The organism is Abyssibacter sp., from assembly GCF_964229365.1.
Classification (GTDB): Bacteria; Pseudomonadota; Gammaproteobacteria; order Nevskiales; family OUC007; genus Abyssibacter.
Genome location: NZ_CAXRDQ010000003.1, coordinates 1 through 22,118, shown reverse-complemented (window position 1 = coordinate 22,118; position 22,118 = coordinate 1). Strand labels below are relative to the sequence as shown.

The 22,118-nt window shown below is 63.1% G+C and carries 20 protein-coding genes, 1 rRNA gene and 1 riboswitch; of the genes, 12 read left to right on the top strand and 9 right to left on the bottom strand.

Annotation, left to right across the window (positions count from 1 at the left end):
• Window positions 1-10 precede the first annotated feature (10 nt).
• The gene (locus ACE1EY_RS00395; protein ID WP_370299177.1) at window positions 11-2,797 is read right to left on the bottom strand and encodes a M16 family metallopeptidase; all 2,787 of its coding nucleotides are present in this window, start codon (window positions 2,795-2,797) and stop codon (window positions 11-13) included.
• A 150-nt stretch (window positions 2,798-2,947) separates the two neighbouring features.
• On the opposite strand from ACE1EY_RS00395, the gene ampD reads away from it, so the two are divergent.
• The 3 genes from ampD to ACE1EY_RS00380 are packed head-to-tail and all read left to right on the top strand — an operon-like array spanning window position 2,948 to window position 5,255.
• Window positions 2,948-3,511: a 1,6-anhydro-N-acetylmuramyl-L-alanine amidase AmpD gene (ampD, locus tag ACE1EY_RS00390; protein WP_291512970.1), complete on the top strand. Its 564-nt coding sequence runs from the start codon at window positions 2,948-2,950 to the stop codon at window positions 3,509-3,511.
• Window positions 3,508-4,404, top strand: a complete 897-nt coding sequence (gene ampE, locus ACE1EY_RS00385) for a regulatory signaling modulator protein AmpE (RefSeq protein ID WP_291512971.1) — start codon at window positions 3,508-3,510, stop codon at window positions 4,402-4,404. Before ampD ends, ampE begins: the two co-directional genes overlap by 4 nt.
• Window positions 4,401-5,255, top strand: coding sequence for a cobalamin-binding protein (locus ACE1EY_RS00380; RefSeq protein WP_370299176.1), 855 nt, complete (start codon window positions 4,401-4,403; stop codon window positions 5,253-5,255). The genes ampE and ACE1EY_RS00380 overlap by 4 nt, the downstream gene beginning before the upstream one ends.
• Here the strand turns inward: ACE1EY_RS00380 and ACE1EY_RS00375 are convergent.
• The 3 genes from ACE1EY_RS00375 to ACE1EY_RS00365 are packed head-to-tail and all read right to left on the bottom strand — an operon-like array spanning window position 5,197 to window position 8,969.
• On the bottom strand, window positions 5,197-5,739 hold the full coding sequence (locus ACE1EY_RS00375) for a cob(I)yrinic acid a,c-diamide adenosyltransferase (RefSeq protein WP_370299175.1): 543 nt from the start codon (window positions 5,737-5,739) through the stop codon (window positions 5,197-5,199). The genes ACE1EY_RS00380 and ACE1EY_RS00375 overlap by 59 nt on opposite strands.
• A gap of 12 nt (window positions 5,740-5,751) precedes the next feature.
• Window positions 5,752-6,975: a hypothetical protein gene (locus tag ACE1EY_RS00370; RefSeq protein WP_370299174.1), complete on the bottom strand. Its 1,224-nt coding sequence runs from the start codon at window positions 6,973-6,975 to the stop codon at window positions 5,752-5,754.
• Window positions 6,972-8,969, bottom strand: coding sequence for a TonB-dependent receptor plug domain-containing protein (locus tag ACE1EY_RS00365; RefSeq protein ID WP_370299172.1), 1,998 nt, complete (start codon window positions 8,967-8,969; stop codon window positions 6,972-6,974). The genes ACE1EY_RS00370 and ACE1EY_RS00365 overlap by 4 nt, the downstream gene beginning before the upstream one ends.
• Before the next feature lie 143 nt (window positions 8,970-9,112).
• Window positions 9,113-9,300: riboswitch (cobalamin riboswitch) on the bottom strand.
• Between the two features lie 102 nt (window positions 9,301-9,402).
• On the opposite strand from ACE1EY_RS00365, the gene ACE1EY_RS00360 reads away from it, so the two are divergent.
• Window positions 9,403-10,188 (top strand): inositol monophosphatase family protein, encoded by a 786-nt coding sequence (locus ACE1EY_RS00360; protein WP_291512976.1) that lies wholly within the window; start codon window positions 9,403-9,405, stop codon window positions 10,186-10,188.
• Here ACE1EY_RS00360 and ACE1EY_RS00355 read toward each other — a convergent pair.
• A complete protein-coding gene (locus ACE1EY_RS00355) occupies window positions 10,185-10,850 on the bottom strand; it encodes an HAD family hydrolase (protein ID WP_291512977.1) in 666 nt (221 codons plus the stop codon). The two genes, ACE1EY_RS00360 and ACE1EY_RS00355, sit on opposite strands and share 4 nt — an antisense overlap.
• Before the next feature lie 52 nt (window positions 10,851-10,902).
• Between ACE1EY_RS00355 and ACE1EY_RS00350 the strand changes: the two genes are divergently transcribed.
• Window positions 10,903-11,394 carry an RNA pyrophosphohydrolase gene (locus tag ACE1EY_RS00350; protein ID WP_291512987.1) on the top strand — a complete coding sequence of 164 codons (492 nt, stop codon included), beginning with the start codon at window positions 10,903-10,905 and terminating at the stop codon, window positions 11,392-11,394.
• A 79-nt stretch (window positions 11,395-11,473) separates the two neighbouring features.
• Window positions 11,474-11,671: a (2Fe-2S)-binding protein gene (locus tag ACE1EY_RS00345; RefSeq protein ID WP_370299171.1), complete on the top strand. Its 198-nt coding sequence runs from the start codon at window positions 11,474-11,476 to the stop codon at window positions 11,669-11,671.
• Window positions 11,672-11,690: 19 nt separating this feature from the next.
• On the opposite strand, the gene hemJ is transcribed toward ACE1EY_RS00345, so the two are convergent.
• Window positions 11,691-12,113, bottom strand: coding sequence for a protoporphyrinogen oxidase HemJ (gene hemJ / locus ACE1EY_RS00340; RefSeq protein WP_291512978.1), 423 nt, complete (start codon window positions 12,111-12,113; stop codon window positions 11,691-11,693).
• 317 nt (window positions 12,114-12,430) lie between these two features.
• A complete protein-coding gene (locus ACE1EY_RS00335) occupies window positions 12,431-14,188 on the bottom strand; it encodes a chloride channel protein (protein WP_370299170.1) in 1,758 nt (585 codons plus the stop codon).
• Window positions 14,189-14,307: 119 nt separating this feature from the next.
• On the opposite strand from ACE1EY_RS00335, the gene argC reads away from it, so the two are divergent.
• The 4 genes from argC to erpA are packed head-to-tail and all read left to right on the top strand — an operon-like array spanning window position 14,308 to window position 16,952.
• The gene (gene argC / locus ACE1EY_RS00330; RefSeq protein WP_370299169.1) at window positions 14,308-15,333 is read left to right on the top strand and encodes an N-acetyl-gamma-glutamyl-phosphate reductase; all 1,026 of its coding nucleotides are present in this window, start codon (window positions 14,308-14,310) and stop codon (window positions 15,331-15,333) included.
• Window positions 15,333-16,076 (top strand): DUF6776 family protein, encoded by a 744-nt coding sequence (locus ACE1EY_RS00325; protein WP_291512981.1) that lies wholly within the window; start codon window positions 15,333-15,335, stop codon window positions 16,074-16,076. Before argC ends, ACE1EY_RS00325 begins: the two co-directional genes overlap by 1 nt.
• Window positions 16,077-16,113: 37 nt before the next feature.
• Complete coding sequence (locus ACE1EY_RS00320) at window positions 16,114-16,560, top strand: polymer-forming cytoskeletal protein (RefSeq protein WP_291512982.1); 447 nt, start codon at window positions 16,114-16,116, stop codon at window positions 16,558-16,560.
• Window positions 16,561-16,592: 32 nt separating this feature from the next.
• A complete protein-coding gene (erpA, locus tag ACE1EY_RS00315; RefSeq protein WP_291512983.1) occupies window positions 16,593-16,952 on the top strand; it encodes an iron-sulfur cluster insertion protein ErpA in 360 nt (119 codons plus the stop codon).
• A 177-nt stretch (window positions 16,953-17,129) separates the two neighbouring features.
• Here erpA and ACE1EY_RS00310 read toward each other — a convergent pair whose 3' ends face one another.
• Both ACE1EY_RS00310 and ACE1EY_RS00305 read right to left on the bottom strand, forming a co-directional pair.
• Complete coding sequence (locus tag ACE1EY_RS00310; protein ID WP_370299168.1) at window positions 17,130-18,263, bottom strand: anhydro-N-acetylmuramic acid kinase; 1,134 nt, start codon at window positions 18,261-18,263, stop codon at window positions 17,130-17,132.
• Window positions 18,260-19,567: an OapA family protein gene (locus ACE1EY_RS00305; RefSeq protein ID WP_370299167.1), complete on the bottom strand. Its 1,308-nt coding sequence runs from the start codon at window positions 19,565-19,567 to the stop codon at window positions 18,260-18,262. The genes ACE1EY_RS00310 and ACE1EY_RS00305 overlap by 4 nt, the downstream gene beginning before the upstream one ends.
• 201 nt (window positions 19,568-19,768) lie before the next feature.
• On the opposite strand from ACE1EY_RS00305, the gene tyrS reads away from it, so the two are divergent.
• Both tyrS and ACE1EY_RS00295 read left to right on the top strand, forming a co-directional pair.
• Window positions 19,769-20,995, top strand: a complete 1,227-nt coding sequence (gene tyrS / locus ACE1EY_RS00300) for a tyrosine--tRNA ligase (protein ID WP_370299187.1) — start codon at window positions 19,769-19,771, stop codon at window positions 20,993-20,995.
• A gap of 482 nt (window positions 20,996-21,477) precedes the next feature.
• Window positions 21,478-22,118 (top strand): 16S ribosomal RNA (locus tag ACE1EY_RS00295); the annotation flags it as partial.

Here is a 22,118-nt window from a genome sequence, read left to right as displayed (position 1 = left end):
GCTGCCCGGTTTAGCGCGCCGCAACCGGGAGGCCATCGACGTCCAGGGTCTGTACCGGGCCCAGTTCCAGCGCGCGGATGTCGGTCTCGATGCGGTCCAGATCGCCGATGATGACCCAGGTCAGGGTGTCCGAATGAATCACCGATTGCGCCAGCCCATCCACCGTTGACGTGTCCAGGGCCTGAACGCGGGACACGAATTGCTCGTACCAGCGCGGGTCCAGCCCGTAGCGCACCGATTCGCTCAGCGTGCCTGCAACCTGACCGCTGGTTTCGTTGGAGCCTGGCAATTCCAGTGTGAGTCCGCTCTGGGCGGCGGCCAGCTCCGCGCCGGAGACAGGGCGTGATGATCCGATGGCGCGGGCTTCGGCGAGCATCTCTTGCATGGCATCGGCGGTTCGGTCGGTCTGCACCGGTGCGAACAGGATGAACGGCCGTTGCGCAGCCGTGGACGAGACGAAGCTGCGGGCGCCATAGGCCCAGCCCTTGTCCTCCCGTAGGTTCATGTTGAGCCGGGCCGTGAAGTTGCCGCCGAACAGCGCGTTGAGCGTGCGCAGGGCGGCTTCGTCGATGTCTCCGCGCGGCGGAATCAGTTGGCCCGCGAGAATCACCGATTGCTCGGCGCGCGGCTTGTCGATGAGGTAGACCCGCGCCTGTCCGGGTGCCGAAACCGTTGGCAAGGATTTGCTGGGGGGCGTCGGTCCGGCCGGGTTCCAGTCGCCAAAGTGCTTTTCCAGCAAGGGCTTGAACGTTGCCATGTCGATGTCGCCGACCGCAACCAGCGTTGCGTTTTCCGGTCGGATCCACTGCTGGTGGAAGCTGACCAGTTCGTCCCGCGTCAGCGCCGTGATCGCAGCTTCGGTTCCGGAGCCGGTGAGCGGCTGGGAATACGCATGTCCCTGCCCGTAGAGCAGCGGCGGCAGCAGGCGAGCCGCCAATGAGTTCGGCCGCGTCTTTTCCTGCTGAATACCGGCCAGCCAACGGGGTTTGAGGCGGTCCAGCTCGTCTGGTGGAAAGGCGGGGTGACGGACGATGTCGGCCATGACGTCCATGGATGCATCAAGCTGCGGTGTCAGTGCTGACAGGCTGACCCTGCACTGGTCGACATTGGACGACGACGACAGCTGCGCGCCCAGGCGTTCGAGTTCGGCGGCGAGGCCTAGCGAGTCACGCTGCCCGGTGCCCTCATCGAGCATGGCCATGGTCATTGATGCCGTGCCGGGCCGGGCGAACTGATCGGCGGCATAACCCGCGTCGAACAGCAGCCGCAATTCGACCAGCGGAACGGTGTCGCGCTGCGCGAGCATGACACGCATGCCATTCGACAGCGTCGCTTGCTCAACCGTTGGCAGGCGCAGGTCGGGTGGCATGCCCGGCTGCGGCAAGTGGCTGCGTTCCACCGACTCGCCGCTCGCGGCCGCCACGCCTTGCATGGGTTCCACCGTCAGCGTGTAGACGCCATCGGTCAGCCACTGTTGGCCCACCTGTTGAAGGTCGTTCGTCGTCGCGGTCTCCAGCACATCCAGGTACCGCTTGTACGCATCTGGCGACCCGCCGAACACCGCCGAGCGCGCGAGAATTCCGGATTTGCCCGAGCTGCCGCCGATGCGCTCGGCGCCGCGGATGAAGCCGGCGCCCACCCGCGCCCGAACCCGGGCGAGCTCATCGGCCGTGGGGCCGGATTCGATCAGGCGGGTCAGTTCGTCGTTCATCGCGGCCTCGACCGCGGCGGCGTCGCCACCGGGCCGAACGGTGGCCGACATGATGAACTGCGACCCGAGTTCCTTGGGCCAAAGGCCCGCGCTGACCTGCGTGGCGATCTGATCGTCGTACACAAGCCGTTGATACAGCCGGCTGTTCTTGCCGCTGCCCAGCACATCGCTGAACAAGTCCAGTTCGCTGGTGGCGCGGCTGTCGACACCCGGCACGTTCCAGACCTTGTAGATCCGTTGTTGTGGCACCTCGTCCATCAGCACTTCGCGGCGCTCGCCACGCATCTTCGCGATCCACTGGGTTTTGCGCGAAATGGGTGGGCCGGGTTCGATGCCGCCGAAATAATGCTTTACGCGTTCCAGTGCCGCCTGGGTGTCGACGTCGCCGGCGATGACCAGCGTTGCGTTGTTGGGGCCGTAGTAGCGACGGAACCACGCGTGTACGTCGTCCAGGGAAGCGGCTTCGAGATCCTCCATCGAGCCGATGGTCGACCAGCTGTACGGATGGCCCTCCGGATAGGTCGAGCCGACCATCGTGTCCCACACCTTGCCGTAGGGCTGGTTCTCGCCCTGGCGCTTTTCGTTCTTGACCACCTCACGCTGCTCGTCGAGCTTGTCCTGGGTGATCGCGCCGAGCAGATGACCCATGCGATCCGATTCCAGCCAGAGCAGCATGTCCAGTGCTGGCGCGGGTACCGTGCCGTAGTAATTGGTGCGGTCGACATTTGTCGTGCCGTTGAGGCCGGTCGCCCCCACGCGCTCCAGTGGGCGGAAGAATTCGTCGTCGTGATGTTCGGATCCGTTGAACATCAGATGCTCGAACAGGTGGGCGAAGCCGGTCTTGCCCCGCGCTTCGTCCTTGGAGCCGACGTGGTCCCAGAGGTTGACCGCGACAAGGGGGGCCTTGTGATCTTCGTGGATCACCACCCGCAGGCCGTTGTCCAGCGTGAATGCCTGATATGGAATATCCAGCGAGGGGATGTCCACGCCGGCCGGCGCGGTGGCGGGCGGGGTCGGGTCAGACCGCAAGGCAGCGCAGCCGCCAAGGAGTGCAAGCGCGGCGACCGCGCAGATGAGTTGGCGCATGAACGATGGTGGGTCGGCTTCTGGGACGCCCTAGCCTAGGGAAACTCCGATGGAATCGCACGACCAAGATCGCTTGCTCCGCACGGCTGCTCAGGCGTCGGTCGCGTGCCGCTGGTGTTTCGTGGTGTCAGCCCCGCTAAGCTACGCCGCATGTTGCGTGTGAATAAGCGGTCAGGTTGGGTCGACAACGTTGCGCGTTGTCCTTCGCCCAATTGCGATGAGCGGCCCGAAGGCGTGACGGTGGACTTGCTGGTGATTCACGGCATCAGCCTACCGCCTGGGGAGTTCGGCGGGCCCTGGATTGTCGATTTGTTCACGAACTGTCTCGACCCCGCCCGGCATCCGTACTTTGCGGACATCCACCGACTGCAGGTGTCTGCGCATTTTCTCATCCGCCGTGATGGTCATCTGATCCAGTTTGTGCCGACGAGCAAGCGGGCCTGGCATGCTGGCATCTCGCAGTTCGACGGGCGCGAGCGCTGCAATGATTTTTCCATTGGCATCGAGCTGGAAGGCGTCGATGATCAGGCGTACGCCGAACCGCAGTATCGGCAGCTCGCCCGTTTGACCCATGCAATCCAGAGGGCGTATCCGGTGATTGCGGATGATCGGATCGTGGGGCACAGCGATGTTGCTCCGGGGCGCAAGACCGATCCGGGCGTCGCCTTTGATTGGGGCCAATATCGGCAGTTGATGAGGGAGCAGGGCGCATGATTCTGTTATCGATGGTGCTGGCGCTGGCGATTGAGCGGGTGCTGAGCCACCTGGAAGGCTGGCGAGAACACGCCCTGTTCGAACGGTATGTGCGCTGGCTGCATGGCGTGGCGGGGGCGGGGATCTGGAATTCGCCGCTGATGCTGGTCGTCTTGCTGGCCCCGGCATTGCTGCTGACGGGGCTGCTTCAGTGGCTGCTCGCCGAAGCCGTCTACGGCGTGCTGGGTTTCGTGTTCTCGACGCTGGTGCTGCTGCTGTCGCTAGGCCCGCGTGATCTGGGCGAAGAGATCCGCGCGCTGCTGGCGGCGCGTGAGAATGGAGACGCCGAAGGCGCTGAGCGTATTCGTCTCGATCTGCTCGAAACACCGGGTCGCCTGACGCTAACGCCCCAGGGACAGGATCGGCGTTCGGTGGTCGCGGCCATCTGCATCCAGGCGCATGAACGCAGCTTTGCGGTGTTGATGTGGTTCTTCGTGCTCGGCCCGGTCGGTGCATTGGGCTATCGACTGATCTCAGGGCTGCCACGGGTGCTCGCAGACCTGGGGGATGCACCGAAGGTGCTGGAACCCGCGACCCGATTGCATGGCGTGATGGCATGGGTCCCTGCCCGGATCACGCAAATGCTCTACGCGCTCGCTGGCAGTACCGACGACGCGCTGGCCGAACGCCAGCGGGCGACGCAGAGCCTGGCTCCGAACTGGGTCTCCGAAACCTGGAGGCAGCTCGCCGCGGTGGGCGTAGGCGCGCTGAACGTTGAGGAAGATGGCAACGCTCCAGCGGCCCCACGCTCGCTGGACGCCGCGCTGGAATCCGTGCTGGCGCTGCGGGGGCGATCCTTGCTCGTGCTGCTGGCCTTGCTGGCCTTGCCCACGATCGGTGGCTGGCTGGCATGAGTATTCGCGCCTGCTGGGCAGGCGTGCTGTTGCTCATCCTGCCGGTGTCGTCCGTCTCGGCCGCGGAGCGTGTGATCACGCTCGCGCCGCACCTTGCCGAGTTGGTGGTGGCTGCCGGGGCCGGTGATCAACTGGTGGGTGTGAGTCGCTTCTCCGACTTTCCGCCACAGGTGGCTGTACTGCCTGCGGTGGGCGACGCCTTCAATTTCAACTACGAACAAATGCTGGCGCTCCAGCCGACGCTGTTGCTCGCCTGGGCGGGCGGCACACCGGCGTCGGAAATCGCGCGCCTCCGCACCTTGGGCTTGCGTGTCGAAACCGTCCAGGTGCAGCGCCTGAATGATGTCGCTGCGGCCCTGCGGCAGGTCGGCCGCTTGCTGCAGACGGAGGACGTGGCCGACATCGCGGCGCAGTCGTTCACCGACCAGTTGGACGCACTGCGGGTCGATGTGGACGACCCGGTCGCCGTCTACTTCCAGGTCTCAATGGCGCCGCTTTATACGTTGAACGGCAACCACGTCGCCTCGGATGTGATCCGCCTGTGCGGTGGCCGTAATGTGTTCGCGGATGCGCCGATGCTCGCGCCGCAGATCAGCCGCGAGGCGGTGCTGGCGGAGCAGCCTGACGTGATTCTCTACAGCGGCGAGCAGGGCGCCACACCATGGCAAACGCTCCGGAGCAACCCGCAGGTTCTGGATGCGGTATTGGCACGCATTCCCCCGGATTGGCTGACCCGGCCCGGCCCCAGGCTGGTGAAGGGCGCAAAGGCCGTTTGCGAGGTGCTAGCCGGTGTCAGATCTGCCAGGTCGTTTCCTGCGGATTCGCATCCCGCGCCAGGTGGCGCGCGATGACAAACAGCAGGTCCGACAATCGGTTGAGATAAATTGCAGGCGTCTGCGCTTCGTCCGGCTCGGTCTCGATCAGGCGCCACACCGCACGCTCGGCGCGCCGGCACACGGCGCGCGCCAGATGCGCCGTGGTCACGGTTTGCGGGCCGGCGGGGAGCACAAATTCCCTGAGCGGAGGCAGGGCATCGTTCAGCGACTCGATCGCCTGCTCAAGCGCGGTGATATGCGCCGCCTCGAGCAGGTTTTCGCCGGGCATGGACAGGCCGCCGCCCAGGTTGAACAACTGGTGCTGGACCGGTTGCAGCGGCGCCGCCAGCCTGGCCGGCGGACCAAGGGCCAGAAGACCTCCGATCAAGGCGTTCAGCTCGTCCACGTCGCCCATGGCCTCGAAGCGAACATGGGTCTTGGGCAAACGGGCACCGCCGGCCAAGCCGCTGGTGCCCGCATCGCCCGTGCGGGTGACGATCTTGCTGAGGCGATGGCCCATGAACGGCTCCGGTTACGGTTGGTTGGTGAATTCGATGCGTGCGGGATTCCGGCTCAGCGGAATCAGCGTCTGCACGACAGCGTCGTCCAGCGTATCGAGAATCGTGATGCCGGGATTGCTGCCATCGCCACGACCAACCCAAAGACGCTGGCCGATGTCGGCCGTCAGTGCGGTCAGGCTCGTGCCGCCCAGGCCGGCGACGGGCTGTGGAGCGCCGCCATCCGTATCGAGAAACGCGCCCGTGCGGGGATTGATTCGATAAAGGCTGTTGTTGCCGAAGCCGGCCGAGCTGATCACGTAAGCGAGCTGCTCGTTGATGATCACCAAATCGCTGATCTGCCCGGTGGTCGCGGAATCGTCAATCAGCAGCGTGGTTTCGTAGGTCACCGGATCAATCGTGACCAGACCGCCGTCATAGTTCGGTGTGGACTCGAAGGTGTCCGGATCGAAGCTGGAACTGCCAGGTGCGACGACATAGATCAGACCCAGGCTGGCGTCGTAGATCAAGTCGGCATCATCGGATGTGAGCGGATTGCGGACCGGCAGAGGAATGCCGCTCAGGATCGGGTCCTGGCTGGTGTTGATTTCGGTGTCGGTGCTGGTATCGAACACCGCGACATAGGCATCGTAAGCGGTGAAGCTGTCATCGAAGCGTTGCATGGCGATGAATAGTTTGCCGTCGACGACAATGCCGCGGGTCATGTTCGGGTTGGTCGAAGCGTTGGGGCTATAGGCGGACAGATCGAGTTCGCCGCGCTTGAAGTCCGCCTCCGCGGTTACGCTGGGGTCAACAATCCACGCATCCGGCTGGCCGTAACGCAGCAGATAGGCCTTGTCGGCTGCGGCGAAGACCAGGTCGTAGGGATTGGCGGAGGTCTCGTCGTCGGCGTCCAGCGTCGAGAACTGCCAGATCGGGGTGGCAGGCGCGTCCAGGCTGTATTTGGTGATGGTGTCGAGATTGAATCGGCGCAGCTTGTACAGATGCTCACCTGCCGTTGTCACGCTGATGTCGGATTCCCCGGCATCCAGGTTGCCGGTGGTCGTGTAAGGAGCCTCGATGTCCACCAACGCATGCGCGCCGCTGGTGAAATCGTCGGCTTGTGTGGTCACGACGGCGCGCGGTGCTTCGTCGATCACGAACCCGTCGTCCTCTATGGTGCTGGTGTCGCAGGCGGCGAGTATCAGTGCCGCGAGCGCGGCGCTGGTGAGTCGACAAGCATGAACGGGTTGGATCATGGGTGGCTCCCTTGGGTGGTTCGGTGGTGCAGCGTCCATTCGACGCTGGCGAAGAATTGGCGGCCGGGGCGAGGCTGAGCGTTGAAATCCTCTGCACGCTCGTCGGTCAGGTTGCGAATCTCGATCCCGGCATCCAGCGTTGATCCAGCCAGCACGAAGGGCCGTCGCAGGCCCACCGTGTGTTCGTGCTGGTCCGGTGCCGGACGCGAATTGAGACTGTCGTAGAACACGCCGCCCACGTGGATCCACTCGTGGAACAGCTCGTAGCGTCCGGGCAGCCAGAGCGTGGTGCCGATGAAGACTTTCTCGGAAAAGCGGCCCGGTAGCTGCTTGCCGGCCAGGACGCCATCGGTGGTGTTCTCGGTGTCTTGCAATGCCGCGCGCGCCTGAAGCGTCGTGCCCAACCAGCCGAGCGACCCGGACCAGCGGCTGCTCAATTCGATGCCGCGAACGGTTGCGCCGGCGACGTTTTCGGCGCGTCCAATGCCGGACAGCACGTCGTACTGGGTCACAATGGCGTCGTTCAGTTCGCTGGCGTAGGCCTCGATCTGCGCGCTCCAGCCAGCCTGGCGCCACCGTAATCCGAGGTTGAGGTTGCGGCCTTGTTCCGCGGCAAGATCGGCGTTGCCGATGAACAGGCCGCGATCGCCATAGCGCTCGAAGAAGGTGGGCAGGCGAACGTAGGCGCCTGCATGGGCGTAAAGCCGAAGCTGCGCGGTCGCCTGCCAACCCAGGTCGAGCTGCGGGCGCGTGCTTTGCGAGCTTCCCTCGCGGTGGTTGTTGCCGGCCTCATAACGATCGTCGGCGCGCTGGTGACGCAGTGTGATGCCGGCGCGCCAGCGATCCCGCGAACTCCGCCAGCCCAGGCGGCCGGCGATGTCCAGGTGGTCGCGACGGCCGGCGGTCGTGCGGCCGTCGACTTGGTTGGTCGCCGTGTAGGTCTCGCGGCTGGGTTCCAGCCGTGCGCGCCAATTCCAGTGGGTGCCTAGGGGGCGGGCGTGGATCAGCGCCATGCCCCACCGGTCCTGGATGCTGTGGGTGAGCTGTGCGCCGACCCCCAATTGGTCTTGGCGGTCGTCGTAGTCGAGCCGCGTGCGATGCCAATAGCCACGAACCTGATGCTCGCGTCGTCGACCGGGTGTTGTGCCGACGCGCATCTGCACATTGGTCTGCCGACTGGTCAGCCGGGTGCGTGCGGCGACACTGTTGCGGGCGTCCGGCAACCCCTGGCTTTGGCGGCTGTGCTGCGCCAGTGCGCCGAGTGTCCAGTCGGGGTTGATGGTCCACTGCGCCACATAAAGCCCCTGTTGGCGGTCGACGTCGGCGTTGCGGCGGGGTTCCTCTTGCTGGCGGTCCGGGTCGTTGGGATCGAACGCCCGGTTGGGGTTCACGAATGAATAATCGTTATCGCTGGCCGCGGTGCCGAGGCTGACGCCGTGGGTTACCGGCCCGGTCGTGAGGCCGGTTCGCATGCCGGTCTGCCAGGTCGCTGCCGAACCGTAGCTGGCGTAGCCGCTCGTAGCCCAGCCGTCGCCGTCGAGGTCGCTGCGCAGATTGATCACGCCGCCGGGCGCTCCCTGTGCCAGATCCACCGGGGCGCGGCCGGCATAGATGTCGACGCCGGACAAATCCTTGAGGCTGAGTGCTCCGAAGTTGAAGCCCCCCACCACAGTCGGCGCCAGCGGCAAGCCGTTCAGCAGCACCGACGTCTGCTGTGAACTGGCGCCGCGTATCGACACGGTCGTGAAACTGCCGAACCCGCCCGTACGGCGCACCTGTAGTCCGGCGTGCTGATCCAGCAGATCGGACAGTTCGATGGCGCGGGCGCGGTAGGCCGCGGTATCGATGCTCACGACGTCATCGTCGGGCGCGTGATCGCTGATCTGCACGTCGGGCAGTGCAAGTGTTGGTGCAGGCGATGGCTGTGCTGATGCGGTTGTGATGAACGCTCCAGCGAGCCAGGCGCCGACAAACAGGCAGGGAATAGCCAGCACGGTGCGACGGGCAGCCGCAGGCTGCGCAGTATGTCGGCCTGGCGCGAAATCCAGCATTTGGTGGAGCAATACCCTATGTGCGCGATCTAGAACCGCGCAGAACCAACGCGTCACCCTCCGTGGCGCGTGCGGATCGGGGAAGCAAGCGTTCCCTTGTCACTGGGCGGTCTCCGGGCTCGTGAGCCGATCAGACAGCCTTCCCGCGCGTCGTGAATCTGCGCAGTGGCGTGGGGGTCTGAGCGGTGGTCTCACCTACCGTTGCGGGGGCAGCATGGGCTTGCGCGGCGAACCGCAGTACCCATTTCCCGTATCCAGCGACGGCGAGAGCCTACGAGCGCTGCGCGCGCCGGTCAATCGCGCCGGGTTGGCAGCTGGCGCCGAATCATTGACCATGCGCGGCCCGTTTCATTGTTCGCTGATTCAGGAATTTTCCATGCCGGCACCCACGCCTTCCGCTTTTGTCTCGGCTGCGCTTGAAGCCGCCGCTGCCGCCGCCGAGATCATCCGCAGCCGCTATCAAGGCGCCTTTGATGTGCAGATCAAGCCGGACGACAGCCCGGTGACCGAAGTGGATATCGCCTGCGAGCACGCGATCAAGGATGTGCTGGCACGCGCATTTCCGGAGCATGGATTCTATGGCGAGGAGCTGGGTCGCGAATCTGCCGATGCGGACTACGTCTGGCTGATCGATCCCATTGATGGGACCAAGAGTTTCGTCCGGGGTTACCCGTTCTTTTCGACGCAGATCGCGTTGTCGCATCACGGCGAGCTGGTCGCTGGCGTGTCCTCCGCCCCCTGTTTTGACGGCGGTCAGGTCGCCTGGGCCGAGCGAGGTGCCGGCGCGTGGATGGACGATGCGCCATTGCGGGTGAGCGACATCGAGCGCCTCGCCCGCGCCACGTTATCGATCGGCAACGTGCCTACGCTGGCGGGCACGGAGCGCTGGGGGCGGCTCGGCAGTCTGATCCGGCAAGTGCACAGGATTCGCGGCTACGGCGATTTCTACCACTATCACCTGCTCGCGGCCGGCAAGATCGATGTGGTGATCGAGTCGGACGTCAACATCCTCGACATCGCAGCGCTCACCGTCATCTTGCGTGAGGCTGGCGGCGATATCACCGACCTGGACGGTGGTCCGGTCGGGTTGGAGACGACCAGCGTGCTGGCGACCAACGGCCGGCTCAGGGGCGATGTCGTCGGCGTCCTGGGCTGTGATTAGTCTGGTTCGGACTCCAGGCTGATGACCGGCCAGCCACGCGCCGTCGCGATCGCGCGCAGCGAATCATCGGGGTGCACGACATGCGGATGGTCCGCCCATTCCAGCAACGGCAGGTCGTTGATTGAGTCCGAGTAAAACCAGCTGTGCTCGTAACTGAGCCCGGACGCTTGCAGCCAGGCCTTTAGCTTGGTGATTTTCCCAGCCTGGTAACACGGCGTGCCCGCGATTCGGCCTGTGGCGCAGCCATCCACAATTTCCGGGTCGGTGGCAATCAGGTGATCGACACCAAACCATTGTGCAATCGGCTGGGTGATGAAGTGGCTGGTTGCCGTGATGATCACCCGCGTGTCCTGCTGGTGCGAGGCCAACAGCGCCGCGGCGCCTGGGGCGATCATCGGCTGGACGACGCTCCGCAAGAACTTGGGGCGCAGAGCCGACAGCGTTTCGAGACCGTGGTCGATCAGCGGTTGCAGGCTGAACGCGAAAAAAGCGTTCATGTCCAGCTGCCCGGCCTTGTAGTCTTCATGGAAGTCGCGGTTTTTTTGAAAGTAGGTCTCCGCGTCCACCAGTCCTTCGGCGACAAGAAATTCGCCCCAGCTGTAGTCTGAATCACCGAGCAGCAGGGTATTGTCCAGATCGAAAAGTGCCAAGTTGCCGGCCATGCGCGTTCTCGGTCAGAATGCAGTCAAAGAAGAAGAGAAGTGGCAAGCCACCGTGATCGATGCAGACGGCTTCCGTGCCAACGTGGGGATCATCATCGCAGATGATAAGGGGCGCCTGCTGATCGCAAAACGCATCGGCCAGGACGCATGGCAGTTCCCGCAAGGAGGGATCGGCCAGAAGGAAACCCCGGAAGCGGCGATGTACCGCGAGTTGCACGAAGAATTGGGGTTGCACCCGGATGACGTCCGGTGTCTCGGCCGGACTGAGCGTTGGCTGCGCTACCGATTGCCCAAGCGGTATATCCGCCGCAACAAGAAACCGCTGTGCATCGGGCAGAAGCAGATCTGGTTTCTGCTTCGCCTGGTTGCGGACGAAGCGTCCATTCGCTTCGACGTGCATGAGGCGCCCGAGTTCGAACGCTGGCAGTGGGTGGACACCTCGGAACCCGTCGACCGGGTCATCTATTTCAAGCGAGACGTGTACCGACGTGCGCTGGACGAACTGATGCCGCTATTGGCTCAGGCTGGGCCGGCCGCCGTCTGATGCGGTGGCCGATGCCATTCATCGTCATCGACGGTCAATGTAATTGACAATCACTCTTATTTGCGATTGCATACAGTTCATGATCGTTTGTGTCTGCAATCGAGTGTCGGATCGGGAGATCCGCGAACGCGCCCAGGCGGCGCCATGTGCGTTGCGTGATTTGCGGCGCGAGCTTTGTGTCGGCACGCAATGCGCGAAATGCCTGCCTGCGGCGCTTGACGTGATTCGCGAGTGCTCTTCCGACCCCGCGGCGACCGCGATTTCACAGGTCGTCTGAAGGCGTCACGCCGCGGCAATTAGAACGGCTTGACCACCACCATGATGACAATGGCGACCAGCAGCAGCGCTGGGATCTCGTTGATCATGCGATAGAAGCGGTCGGATCGCCGATTCGAGTCCGCCGCGAATACCCGCACTGTTCGCCACATCCACAGGTGGTAGGCGATGAGCGCGAGCACGCAGGTCAGCTTGACGTGCAGCCACCCGGCCGTCGACAGGGCCGCGGCCCACCAGCCCCCGAGCAGCCATAGGCCGGTGATCACCGTCCCCACCGCGCCGATACTCATGATGATGAGCAACTTGCGCTCCATGGTTTTGAAGCGGTCTTGGCCGATTCGATCAACCGCCTGCGCGTGGTAGACAAACAGGCGCGGCAGGTAGAACAGGCCCGCAAACCACGTGACCATCAAGATGATGTGAAAAGCCTTGAGCCAAAGCATGGGTGAACCTCAGTAGCCTGTTCTACGGCCGGTAGGATGCCTGCCCGCGAGCACTAGCGAGCGACGGCGGGCTGGAAACCGCGTTTTCAGGCCGACGCTCCGGACTTGGCCAGGATGGCGAATGTTCGGGATGGCCTGTAACAGGCCCGCAAACCACGTGACCATCAAGATGATGTGAAAAGCCTTGAGCCAAAGCATGGGTGAACCTCAGTAGCCTGTTCTACGGTCGGCAGAACGCCGGCCCGCGAGCATTAGCGAGCGATCTTCGAGAATCGACGCTGAAGCCGCAACCCGGGTGCACGCAGGGGGTGAGGGGATTAGCGTAAATACGCCCGTTCGATGGCGTCGCGCGTCAATACACCGTAGATGGTGCGTTCGTCGTCACGCACCCGGCGTTGGACATAGAGGGCCTGTGCCTCGGTGCGGCGCAGGGTTTCGAAGGCTTCCTGCATGGTCGCCCGCAAGTGGATGGGGCCTGCCTGTAGCCGGTTGGCGGCAGGAATCTTGTTCAGCGCGATGGTGTCGCCCTCGCCCAGCGCTTCCCCGTCCTCGGATAGCAGGTAGCGCAGCAAATCTGCCAGCGGGAGCAGATAACCGCTGCGGCCGTCCTTGCGGCGCGCCAGGATCCACCGTGTATCGCGACCGACGATGTCATGCGCCTCGGCCACACCGAGCGTCAGCCCCGTGAGTTTGAACGAGCGGTCCATGTAGCTGACGACGCTGGATCGGCGCAGCGACTGTGAGACGGGATCGTTCTTGTAGTCGCGGCCGCGATCACGCAGCAGTGTCAGGAAAATGCTCTCGCTGTGATAGCCCTCCCGCGCCACCAGAATGGCGGTGATCACGACCAGCATGGCCGGAAAGACCATTTCGGTACGGCCAGCGAGTTCGAGGATCGCGACCAAGGCGGTCAGGGGCGCTTGGAGCACCGCGCCCATCATCGCGCCCATGCCGAGCAAGGCATAGAGCATGGGTTCGGCCGCGTTATCGCCAAGTACCCAGCCGGCGATGAGCCCCAGCGCCTGTCCGATGGCGGCGCCGATGAGCAGGCAGGGCATGATGATGCCGCCGGGCATCAGGCTGGACACGGCAAAGGCCGTCGCGATGAGCTTCGCTGCCGCCACGCCCAGCGCCACGCCGAGCGCGAACTCCGCTGCCAGCGCCGCATTAATCGATTCGAAACCGAACTGGAAGGTTTGCGGATATATCCACGCACAGAGCGCCGCGACCAGCCCGGCCTGCAACATTCGTAACCAGATGGGTTGCGGGAGCAGGTAACGGGTGAGCAGGCGGGTGAGGCGGGTGAACGCGACGGCGGCGGTGCCCAGTACGCAGCCGCAAAGAGCGAGGTAGGGCAGTTCGATCATCGAACGCAGTTCGGCGGCATCGACCAGCAGTTGAGGGTGATCTGTCATCCACAAGTGGGTGACGGCCGTCGCGCTGATCGCGGCCAGAATAATCGGCGCAAAGCCGGCCAGTGTGTACTCCATCATCACGACTTCCATCGCGAAGATGACGCCTGCCAGCGGGGTATTGAAGCTGGCCGCAATCCCGGCCGCAGTGCCGCAGCCGACCAGCGTGCGAACGCCGTTGTTGGGAAGCTGAAGCCATTGGCCCAGCCAGCTGGAGGTCGTTGCGCCCATGTGTGCGGCGACCCCTTCGCGGCCGACACTCTGGCCGGTGCAGATCGCCGCAACGGAGCCGAGAAACTGCGCCACGGCATTGCGCCATGGGAACTCGCCCTGGTGGTAGGTCAACCGCTCCACGATGTGGACGATGCCGCCATCACGGCTGTCGCGCGCCAGGCCCTGATAAACCAGGCCGACTGCGGTCGCGCCAAGCACCGGCAGCCACAAGGTCAGCGGGATCGTTACACTATCGCCCAGTGTTAGATCGCCCAGGCGGCCGGATTGCTCGCCGAACAGGTCGATCAGCGCGTGGAACACGATGATGACCCCGCCGCAGGCCAGGCCGCAGAGGGTGCCGAGCACCGACAGCAGGGTGAGCCCGGGTGGCGTCTCCAGCCCGCTAAGCCGGACACGCAGGTGATCCAGCGGAGCGCGGATTCTGCGCAATAGCTGACTGACCACAAGCGTTAGCGAGCGACGCGGTAAACCGCGTGACGCGGCGGAAGCACAATGACCATGCGCGTAGTGTATGGAATCTAACGGAAACTCTGACGAATTCGCGCACCATGAAAGCAGCAATTATCGGCGGTACCGGTTACACCGGCAGTGAATTGCTTCGCCTGTCGGTCGGCCATCCGGAGCTGGAGGTCGTCGTGGTGACCTCGCGCCAGGCCGCCGGACAGGGCGTAGCGGAGTGGTTTCCGCATCTGCGCGGGTTCGTGGACCTGGAGTTTTCCGCGTCGCTGCCCGATGCGCTCACCGATCTGGACGTCGTGTTCTTCGCAACGCCGCATGGCACGGCCATGCATCAGGTCCGGCCGCTGCTTGATGCAGGGGTGCGCGTGATTGATTTGTCCGCCGATTTCCGTCTCAGGAATGCGGCGGTTTTTGAGCGGTGGTACGGCGAGCCGCATGCGGCTCCCGCGTTACTGGACGAGGCGGTGTATGGGTTGCCCGAGGTCGCCGCCCGAGATTTGCGGGATGCTCGGCTGGTGGCTTGCCCCGGTTGTTATCCCACGGCCGTGCAGCTGGCCTTGTTGCCGCTGGCCGAAAGCGGTTGGCTGGGCGACCAGGCGATCATCGCGGACTGCAAGTCTGGCGTATCGGGTGCGGGGCGTTCGGCAACGATTCCGATGCTGCTGGCGGAGGCGACAGAGAATGTGAAGGCTTATAGCGTAGGCGGGCATCGCCATTCGGCCGAGATCGTGCAAGAGACCTCACGCCATGCCGGCCGCGCGACCGACGTCATCTTCACCCCGCATCTGATGCCGATGGCGCGGGGCATCCACGCCACGGTCTATGCGCAACTCACCGCCGATGCCGAGGATGTTCAGGCCTTGTTCGAGCAGCGTTACGCTGCGACACCGTTTGTTGACGTGCTCCCGGCAGGTAGCCATCCGGAGACACGCAGCGTGCGCGGGACGAACCTGTGCCGGCTTGCTGTGCACCGAACCTCCGGCCAGCGCGTGACGGTACTCAGCGTGATCGACAATCTCGTCAAGGGTGCGTCTGGGCAGGCAATCCAGGCGATGAATCTGATGTTCGGCCTGGACGAGGCCCTGGGCCTGGATCGGCCGGCTGCGGTGCCCTGATGGCTCCGCGCATTGTTGTCGAGGAGCAAAGTCGCCGACCCTGGCTGCGCTGGGTGATTGCCGGGCTTGTTGCGGTGCTTGTCTGTTTGCTGCTGTGGGGTGGCTACGGCCTCGCGCTGAGCGTGGCCGGAGGGGACTGGGCGCGGATGCGGGCGCGAGCGGAGAGCCTTGCCGGTGAGCGCGACCAGCTTGAGCAAGCGGCAGCCCAGATGGAGCGCGAGAACCAGCGGTTGCGCGAGCAGCTAACGTTCACCGAGCGCTCTGCAGAGATCGATCAGATGGCCTGCTCCACCGTGCGCGCCTCACTGAAGGATATGGAGGCGGAAATCGCGGAGCTGCGCGAGCAAGTCGGCTTTTACCGAGACATTGTGCAGCCGGATGAAACCCAGGCGGGGCTGCGCGTTCACGGCATATCGCTGCGCCAACTGACCGAGTCACGGCACTTCACAGCCGTTTTGACCTTGGTCCAGTCTGTGCGTGGAAACCGCAACGTGTCAGGACAAACGTCAATGTGGATTGATGGCCTGCAGAATGGTGAACCGCTTCGGTTAGACTTGGGCGCCATCAATGCGGGTGACGGCGGCAGCCTGGAATTCTCGTTTAAGTTCTACCAGGAGCTGGCTGTCGACTTCACCCTCCCGGAGGAGTTTGTTCCGACACGTCTGGTGATTTGGGCAGACCCTCAGGGCGCGAACAACCGGATCGAGCGGCAGTTCGACTGGGAAGAGATTCTACGAGGGTGAGATGTTCAACAAGAAGGCTGAGAAACCGGAGGCACCCGTGAGCAGTGCACGCGTCGATACACTCATTGGCAAACAAACCGAACTGCAGGGTGACATTCACTTTGCGGGCGGCCTACACATCGACGGAAAGGTGAAGGGCAAGATCATCGCCACGTCAGATGAATCCGCAGTGTTGTCGGTGAGCGAAAGCGGCTCCATCGAAGGCGACGTGCGCGTTCCGCATGTCAATCTCAATGGGACCGTGCAGGGCGATGTGCACGCGAGTCAGCGCTTGCAGTTGTCCGCCAAGGCTCGTGTGAACGGCAACGTTTACTACAAGTTGATCGAAATGGCTGGCGGCGCGACCGTCAACGGCCAAATGGTCCATGAAGACGCAGAGAAGGTCGAAGCCATCACGCATCAGCGCCCCAAGGTGGTGTCGACGACGACCGATGAGCGTGAATTGGTGACCGAACGCAAGCCGGCCGCGTCCGGTTCCTCTTGAGTCCTCGGCTCCTCGCCCTCATTGTTTGACCCATGAGCGAACAGCAGTACACACCAGAACTGGATTCAGGCTTGGTTTTCACCGACGCGGCAGCCGCCAAAGTGCGCGATCTGCTCAATGAGGAGACCGATCCGGAGCAATGCCTGCGCGTTTTCGTGACCGGCGGCGGGTGCTCAGGATTTCAGTACGGCTTCAAGTTCGACAAGGCGCCGGACGATGGCGATACGCAGATCGAAAACGGTGGCGTGAAGCTGCTGGTCGACCCGATGAGCGTGCTCTACCTGGGCGGCGCCGAAATCGACTATCGCGAAGATGTTAACGGCGCCCAGTTCGTCATCCGCAACCCCAACGCCAGCACTACGTGCGGCTGCGGCAACTCTTTCGGAGTCTGAGGGAAGCGCGGCGCCGTCCCCCTGAGTCAGGGGGTGCCCGCCGGAGGCGGGCGGGGGTGTGGGAACTAGGCCGGTACCGGTTTGCTGTGCAAACCGAGGTCGCGCAGCGACCGCCCAGTTCGTCATCCGCAACCCCAATGCCAGCACCACGTGCGGCTGCGGCAATTCCTTCGGGGTCTAGGTCCGCGTGGAGCCGTCAGTTGCGGGATAGCAGCCGCCCAGGATTGCAGGTCGCGTTGCGCCCGTAACGCTCGGCAGGTTTCCGGGGAGCCGGTCCACATGACGCATGGCCAGCCACGCGAAGGACACTGCCTCGACATCATCCGCCGGGATGCCGAGTTCGTCAGTCTTGCGGATGTCCGCGTCCTTTAGTTGTCGTGCAAGGCTGCTCACCAGCGTCTGATTGCGCGCACCACCTCCACAGAGAAAAATCGAGCTCGCGCCTGACTGTTCCAGCGCAGCGGCCACGGTTTCTACGGTGAGGGCCAATAGCGTCGCCTGCACGTCCACTGGGGTCAGCTTCGGCTGCGCGGCCAAGTGGCCGCGCAGCCAAGCGGTATCGAAGTACTCGCGGCCGGTGCTCTTGGGCCCGCGACGCGCGAAATACGGGTCGCCGCGCATCGCATTGAACAGCGACGCCGCCACGGAGCCTTGGCGAGCCCATCTGCCATCGGTATCCACCGGGCCGCCCCGATGTAACGCGTGCCAGCTGTCCATCAGACAGTTCGCCGGCCCCGAGTCAAACGCAACGACAGGTTCGTCGGGTGCTGCCGGCAATACCGTGACATTCGCGATACCACCCAGATTGACCACCGCACGCGGTTCCGTGGCGCTTCGCCATTGCGCGGCGTGCAGGGCCGGCGCGAGTGGAGCGCCTTGCCCGCCGGCCGCCATGTCGGCGCGCCGAAAATCGGCGACCGTATCGATGCCGGTCAGCGCGGCGATCGAGCTGGGGTCGCCGATTTGCAGCGTGTGTGGGTAGTCCCCGCCTGGTGCGTGGAACAGGGTTTGCCCGTGGGAGCCGATCGCGACGACATCCTGTGCCGAAATCGGTGCCGAGTGGATCAGCCGCAGCGCGGCATCGGCAAACGCCTGGGCGACCCGCTGGTCCAATGCGCCGAGGGTCTGCAGCGATAGTGCGGCGTCACTGCGCATGCATTCCAGCAGTGCAGCACGCAGCGACGCTGGATAGGCCGTGGTTTGCGCGAAGGCTGGCGCCGCCAGCACACCGTTGTCGTCAAAGCTGACGAGTGCGGCGTCGACACCGTCCGCACTCGTCCCGGAGATCAGTCCGAGAAACCAGCGATTCACTCGGTGGTATTGGTGGCGATCTGCGTCTTTGACAGCACGTTTAGCTGTGCCACCAACGGGGTCACCGCGTCAGTGAATTCGGCCTTCAGCGAGGCGGGGACCGGGTGCGCGCGTGGAAGCGGGACAGTGATGGGGTTGCGGTGAACGCCATCCAGACGGAACTCGTAATGCAAATGCGGGCCGGTCGCCAGGCCACTGCTGCCGACGTAGCCGATCACCTGGCCCTGCCGCACCCGTGTGCCAGAACGCACACCCTTGCGGAAGCTGTTCATATGCGCATAGAGCGTGTTGTACTGCCGCCCGTGCTGGACGATGACCGTTCTGCCATAGCCGCCCTTGGTGCCGGCAAAGATGACCTTGCCGTCGCCGGTGGCCTTGATGGGTGTGCCGCGCGGGGCTGCATAGTCCACGCCACGATGCGCGCGGATGGTGTTGAGTATGGGGTGCTTGCGGCCCAGGCTGAAGCCGGAGCTGATGCGAGCGAAATCGACCGGCGTGCGAATAAACGCCTTGCGCATCGAATCGCCCTCCGGTGTGTAGTAGTCGGCGTCACCTTCTGGCGTTTCGAACCGAACGGCACGGATCACCCGGCCCTGGTTAATGAACTCCGCCGCTAGGATGTTGCCGTCATCAATTTTCTCACCATCCAGATAGCGTTGCTGGTAGACCACCGAAAAGCGGTCGCCGCGCCGGATATCCAGCACGAAGTCGATGTCCCATCCAAAGACGTTCGCCAGCTCCATGGTTAGGCGGTCGCTGAGACCGGCTGCATTCGCTGTCATGAACAGGCTGTTCTGGATTTCACCGCTGGCGTAGGCGATCCGCTCCTCGACATCAGCGGTGACGGTGTCCGCAATGAAACCGTCGGCTCCGCGTTCAACCGAGATGGTGGTGATGGTGTCTAGAGGGTATTCAAGCCGCGTGACACGCCCGGCATCGTCGCGGTCGATCCGGAGGCGATCACCCGGTCGAATGCGTGTCAGGGCCTCGCCGATGCCGTCCGTCTTGCTCAGCGCCATCCAGTCGACTGCCGCCAGGCCATAGCGGTCGAACAGGCCTGACAACGTGTCTCCGCTGGCGACCGTCATTTCCAGCCAATTGGCGGCGATCTCGGACTGCAATGCCTCTTCCGCGGTGTCCGGTAAGTCGGAGGCGGCGTCCACTGTACCGTCGTGCAGCGATGCATCGGCCACGGGGACCGGGCTCAGGTCGCCTACACGGGGCGGTGCCACCTGCAGGGTTTCCTGTTCCGTCGGCAGTACGGCGAGCACCGCTGCGAGGCATCCGCTGGTAATAGCGGTCACCGACAAGGCGATCGGTACCAGCTTGGACCGGGGTTGACGGGGTCGTAAGCTATAATCTTGGCCAGACAGCGACATGCCTTCAATCTCCTCCCGCGGGCATCATGGGTGCGAAGCGCGCTCCCTAAAGCCTGCAAATAATCATAAAATCCAACACTTAGCAAGCACTTCTAGAATGTGCTTCATCATTACGTGGAATCGTTGATGCCTAATCCAGATTCGCCGCTCGCCGAACTGCTGCGTGGAGCCGAGGAGGTCATCCGCGCAGAAGACCTGGGCAAGCGCCTTGCCGAGGGCCGTCCGCTCACCATCAAGGCTGGATTTGATCCCACCGCCCCCGATCTGCATCTGGGTCACACCGTGGTGCTAAACAAGATGCGTGCCTTTCAGGAGATGGGGCACCGGGTTGTTTTCCTGATCGGTGACTTCACCGGAATGATTGGCGACCCCACTGGCAAGAGTGAGACGCGCCCTGCGCTGACCCGTGAACAGGTTGCCGACAACGCGCAGACATATAAGGAGCAGGTGTTCAAGATTCTCGATGCGGAGCGTACCGAAATTCGCTTCAACTCGGAATGGTTCGGAGCCATGGCCGCCTCCGACATGATCCAGTTGGCTGCAAAGCACACGGTCGCGCGCATGCTTGAGCGAGACGATTTCGCGAATCGCTATCGGCAGGGGATGCCGATCGCGATCCATGAGTTTCTTTATCCGTTGGTACAGGGCTACGACTCGGTAGCGTTGAAAGCGGACGTGGAACTGGGTGGAACCGATCAGACGTTCAACCTGCTGGTGGGCCGCCAGTTACAGCAGGCGCACGGGCAGCCCCCCCAGATCGTGATGACCATGCCCTTGCTGGAAGGGCTGGATGGCGTCAACAAGATGAGCAAATCCTTGGGGAACTACATCGGTGTGGCGGATTCACCGGGAGAAATGTTCGGCAAGCTCATGTCGGTCTCCGACGAATTGATGTGGAGGTACTTCGAGCTGCTCTCGGCGAAGCCCTTGGGCGAGGTTCAATCGCTCCGGGTCGCAATTGATGAGGGGCGTAACCCGCGCGACGTCAAATTCGAACTGGCTTCGGAGATCGTCGACCGATTCCATGGCAGCAATGCCGCCAAGGCGGCGAAGGAAGCCTTCGTCAATCGCTTTCAGCAGGGGCGCCTACCGGAGGATATGCCGGAGATCTCGCTCAAGGCCGAGGCATCGGGCGGCATCCCCATCGCGAACGCCTTAAAAATGGCCGGGCTCGTAGGCAGCACATCCGAGGCCTACCGGATGATTAAGCAAGGAGGTGTGCGATTGGACCAGGCAAAGGTCGAGGACCGATCAATGATCCTCTCCGTTGGCGTGACCGTGGTCGCACAGGTCGGAAAGCGCCGCATTGCGCGCGTCACTGTCACGCAACTTCCGGCAGGGGCTCCTAACTAGTTGATAATGTTGATGTTCTTGAGGGCTGAAACTTTTCTGTAAAAAACTGTTGACGCCTCTCCAAGCGTCCCTATAATACGCCTCCCTGACGCAGCCAAGACGCTTTCAGAGCGGCACTCGGCAGCATCAGGTGGGGTAAAAAATCGTTGACATAGACTCTAAGGAGTCTATAATTCGCGCCCCGCTCAAGCAGATTGTTAAACGCCTTCGGGCCGGCGCAATCAGCGAAAGCAAAAAAGCGTTGACATGGATTCAAACGAGTCTATAATACGCGCCCCGCTCAACGCAGGCGCCTAAACGGGCCGACGCAGAAAAGCGAAGCTTTTTAACAACTTGGCAAGTGATTTGTGTGGGTGCTCCACGATTGATGTGCTGCGTAAGCAACACAGCAAGTAACGGAGCAACCAAATACCAGTCAATATGATTGAGTTGCTGGAATCTGCTCTTCTGCATTCTTCGGAATGCAGGCCAATTTTGAAAATTAATTGGAGAGTTTGATCCTGGCTCAGATTGAACGCTGGCGGCAGGCCTAACACATGCAAGTCGAGCGGTAACAGGAGAGGCTTGCTTCTCGCTGACGAGCGGCGGACGGGTGAGTAATGCGTAGGAATCTACCCTTTTGTGGGGGATAGCCCGGAGAAATCCGGATTAATACCGCATAAGCTCTTCGGAGGAAAGTGGGGGATCTTCGGACCTCACGCTGAAGGATGAGCCTACGTTGGATTAGCTTGTTGGTGGGGTAAAGGCCTACCAAGGCGACGATCCATAGCTGGTCTGAGAGGATGATCAGCCACACCGGGACTGAGACACGGCCCGGACTCCTACGGGAGGCAGCAGTGGGGAATCTTGGACAATGGGGGCAACCCTGATCCAGCCATGCCGCGTGTGTGAAGAAGGCCTTCGGGTTGTAAAGCACTTTCAGCAGGGAGGAAGGCTTACCCCTAATACGGGTGAGTACTTGACGTTACCTGCAGAAGAAGCACCGGCTAATTTCGTGCCAGCAGCCGCGGTAATACGAAAGGGGCTAGCGTTGTTCGGATTTACTGGGCGTAAAGGGCACGCAGGCGGTCTTGCCAGTCAGGGGTGAAAGCCCGGGGCTCAACCCCGGAACTGCCTCTGATAC